This window comes from Neoroseomonas soli (assembly GCF_018129065.1).
Lineage (GTDB): Bacteria > Pseudomonadota > Alphaproteobacteria > Acetobacterales > Acetobacteraceae > Neoroseomonas > Neoroseomonas soli.
In genome coordinates this window covers 1-3,708 of the sequence record NZ_JAAEDM010000162.1, presented here as the reverse complement: position 1 = coordinate 3,708, position 3,708 = coordinate 1, and the positions used below count along the sequence as shown (strand labels likewise).

At 75.1% G+C, this 3,708-nt stretch carries 3 protein-coding genes; all 3 read left to right on the top strand.

All coding sequences use genetic code 11. The annotated features are described in order from the left end of the window. Positions 1-834: M16 family metallopeptidase (locus GXW76_RS25030; protein ID WP_211864856.1), on the top strand; the 834-nt coding region annotated here is incomplete at its 5' end. A 106-nt stretch (positions 835-940) separates the two neighbouring features. Continuing rightward, on the top strand, positions 941-2,578 hold the full coding sequence (gene pgi, locus GXW76_RS25025; RefSeq protein WP_211864855.1) for a glucose-6-phosphate isomerase: 1,638 nt from the start codon (positions 941-943) through the stop codon (positions 2,576-2,578). Positions 2,579-2,613: 35 nt separating this feature from the next. Further along, the coding region (gene mutL, locus GXW76_RS25020) for a DNA mismatch repair endonuclease MutL (protein ID WP_211864854.1) at positions 2,614-3,708 on the top strand (1,095 nt) is incomplete at its 3' end.

Sequence of the window (3,708 nt, the reverse complement as noted above, 5' to 3'; positions counted from 1 at the left end):
CGCGGCCAGGCGGGGCGCGCCTTATGGGCTTCCGCCTTCCCGTCGCACCCGGCCGGACGGCCGGCCACGGGCACGGCGGAAAGCCTCGCCGCGGTGACGGTGGACGCGATGCGCGCCGGCCTCGCGGCGCAGATGCGGCGTGACGGGCTGCTGGTCGCCGCCTCCGGCGCCATCCGGCCGGAGGAACTGGCCGCGCTGCTGCCCACCCTGTTCGGCGGCCTGCCCGCCGGGGCGCCGGCCGAGCCGCCTTCCCTGCCGCCCTTCACGCCCTTCGGCCGCCAGGTGGTGCCGGTGGCGAGCCCGCAGTCCCAGGTCATCCTCGGCCAGCCCGGCATCGCACCGAACGACCCGGACTGGGAAGCGGCGCAGGTGGTGCTACGCGTCCTCGGCGGGGGCGGCTTCTCCTCCCGCCTCATGGAGGCGGTGCGCGTGCAGAGGGGCCTGACCTACGGCATTGGCGTCGGGCTCGACACCATGTTCGGCGGCGGCGTCGTGACCTGCGCCTTCGCCACCGAGAACGCCAAGGTGCCCGAGGCGCTGGACGTCACGCGCGGCGTCTGGACCGACATGGCGAAGGACGGCCCGACCCAGGCGGAGCTGGAGGAGGCGGTCGCCTACCTGACGGGCTCCCTGCCGCTGCAATTCACCGACAGCCGGCGCATCGCGGCCACGCTGCTGGCGATGCGGCGCAACGGGCGGCCGCTCGACTGGCTGGACGGGCGCAACAGCCGGCTGCGCGGCATCACGCGGGACGGCGCCGCGCGCGTCGCCGCCGCGCTGCTGAAGCCGCAAAGCCTCGCGGTGACGGTCGCGGGCCAGCCGGCGGGGATGTAGCCGGACCGACCCGCGCGTGCCACGACGGCGCCACAACCCTCTGGTGTTGTGGCGGCCGTCTTGCCCACCGATCCCGTGGCAGGATGGACGCCACGAGGGGACCGGCATGGCGAGCACCGACACCGAAGCGGCCTGGGCCGCGCTGGAGGCCCTCGGCCGGCGTGCGGGCGCGGGCGCCATCCGGCCGCTCTTCGCCGCCGATCCCGGGCGCTTCCCCCGCTTCTCCCGCCGCGCCGGCGACGTGCTTCTGGACCTGTCGAAGACCGCGATCTCGGAGGAGGTGCTGGCTGCCCTGCTGGCGCTCGCCCGCGCGGCGGATGTCGAAGGCTTCCGCGACGCCATGGCGCGCGGGGAGGCGGTCAACGCCACCGAGCGCCGCGCCGCGCTGCACCTCGCGCTGCGTGCCCCCGCCGGCACGCCCTTCAGCACCGGCGGGGAAGACGCCGCCGCCGAGGTGCAGGCGACGCTCGCGGCCATGCGCGGCTTCGTCGGCCGGGTGCATGACGGCACGCTGCGCGGCGCGACGGGCGAACGCTTCACCGATGTGCTGAACATCGGCATCGGCGGTTCGGACCTCGGCCCGGCCATGGCGGCGCGCGCGCTGTGGACGCCGGCGGCGCCGCTGCGGGCGCATTTCCTCGCCAATGTCGATGCCCATGCGTGGGAGGCGTTGCGCGCCCGGCTCGATCCTGCGCGAACGCTGGTGTTGGTGGCGTCCAAGACCTTCACGACGCAGGAGACGATGACCAACGCCGCGCTGGTCCGCGCCTGGCTGGCCGGCAGCCTGGGCGAGGCGGCGGTGGCCGGCCACCTCGCGGCGCTGTCCACCAACCTGCCCGCGACCGCCGCCTTCGGCATCGCGCGGGATCGCGTCTTCGGCTTCCGCGACTGGGTCGGCGGGCGGTTTTCCATGTGGAGCGCGATCGGGCTGTCGCTGGCCCTGGCACTGGGCTGGGAGGCCTTCGCGCGCCTGCTCGCCGGCGCGCGCGCGATGGACGAGCACTTCCTCGCCGCACCGCTCGAGGACAACCTGCCCGCGCTACTGGCGCTGGCCGAGGTCTGGCATGTCGATGCCCTCGGCTACACCGCGCGCGCCGTGCTGCCCTATGACGAGCGCCTCGCGCGCTTCCCGGCGCATCTGCAGCAGCTCGAGATGGAAAGTCTCGGCAAGCGGGTGACGGCGGCGGGCCTGCCGGCGCGGCGCGCGACCGGCCCGGTGGTGTTCGGCGAGCCGGGCACCAACGCGCAGCATTCCTTCATGCAGCTCATCCACCAGGGCACCACGCCGGTGCCGGTGGATTTCATCCTGGTCGCCAATCCCGACCACGCGCATCCCGACAGCCACCGCAAGCTGCTCGCCAACGGGCTGGCGCAGGCCGAGGCGCTGATGCGCGGCAAGGACGAGGCCTGCGTGCGCGCCGAGATGCGCGCCGCCGGCAAGGACGAGGCCGAGATCGAGCGCCTCACGCTGCACCGCGTCTTCCCCGGCGACCGGCCGAGCGTGACCATCCTGCTGCCGCGCCTCGACGCCTTCACGCTGGGGCAGTTGGTCGCGCTGTATGAACACAAGGTCGCCTGCCTCGGCGCGCTCTGGGGCATCAACCCCTTCGACCAATGGGGGGTGGAACTCGGCAAGCAGTTGGCGGGGCACATCCTGCCGGCGCTGGAAGGCCGCGACGGGGAGCAGGACCCGGCGGCCGCGCCGCTGATCGCGGAGATCCTGCGGATGCAGGGCCGGGGCTGACCCCGCCGCCGCGGGCGGCGTGCTATTCTGTTCTCATGTCCGCCGCCGCGGCCGAGTCGCCCCCCCGGCCCCTGATCCGCCTCCTGCCCGAGACCACCGCCAACCGCATCGCCGCCGGCGAGGTGGTGGAGCGCCCGGCCGCCGCGGTGAAGGAGATCGTGGAGAATGCGCTCGATGCCGGCGCCACCCGCGTCTCGGTGGTGCTGGAGGGCGGCGGGATGGACCGCATCCTGGTCGAGGATGACGGCGCCGGCATGGGCGCCGACGAACTCGCCCTCGCCGTGCAGCGCCACGCCACCTCGAAACTGCCGGAGGAAGCGATGCTGTTCCGCATCGCCACCCTCGGCTTCCGGGGGGAGGCGCTGCCGTCGATCGGCGCGGTGGCGCGGCTGGCCATCACCTCCCGCCCGCGGGAAGGCGCCGCGCACCGCATCGCCGTGGAAGGCGGCCATGTCGGCTCCGTCGCCCCCGCCGCCGGCGCCCCCGGCACGCGGGTCGAGGTGCGCGACCTCTTCTTCGCCACCCCCGCGCGGCGCAAGTTCCTCCGCCACCCGCGCACCGAGGCCGAGCACGCCATCGAGGCCGTGCGCCGCCTCGCCCTCGCCTGGCCCGCCGTCGCCTTCCGCGTCGAAAGCGACGGGCGGGAGGCGCTGTCGCTGCCCGCGACCGACGCCGAGGGCCGCATCCGCCAGGTGCTCGGCCCGGATTTCGCCGCCGCCGCGGTGCCGGTGGAAGCGGTGGGGGTGTCGCTCGACCTGTTCGGCCTTGCGGCGCTGCCCTCCTACACGCGGCCGACCACGGTGGCGCAGCACCTGGTGGTGAACCGCCGGCCGGTGCGCGACCCGCTGCTGCGCGTGGCGCTGCGCGTCGCCTATCGCGACCTGATCCCGCACGGGCGCCACCCGGCGGCGGCGCTCTTCCTCGAAATCCCGCCCGAGATGCTGGACGTCAACGTCCACCCGATGAAGACGGAACTCCGCTTCCGCGAGGGCGAGGCGGTGCGCGGCGCGGTGATCTCGGCGCTGCGGCGGGCGGTTTCGGTCGGCGCGGGGGCGGCGGTGGCGGTGGCCTCGATCGCGCCGGTCGCGTGGTCAGCGCCGTCAGCCGCGCCCGGCGTCGCCGCCTGGGGC

Excerpts from the sequence above, each read along its gene's own strand:
- pgi (WP_211864855.1), top strand. The coding sequence starts at position 941 with ATGGCGAGCACCGACACCGAAGCGGCCTGGGCCGCGCTGGAGGCCCTC.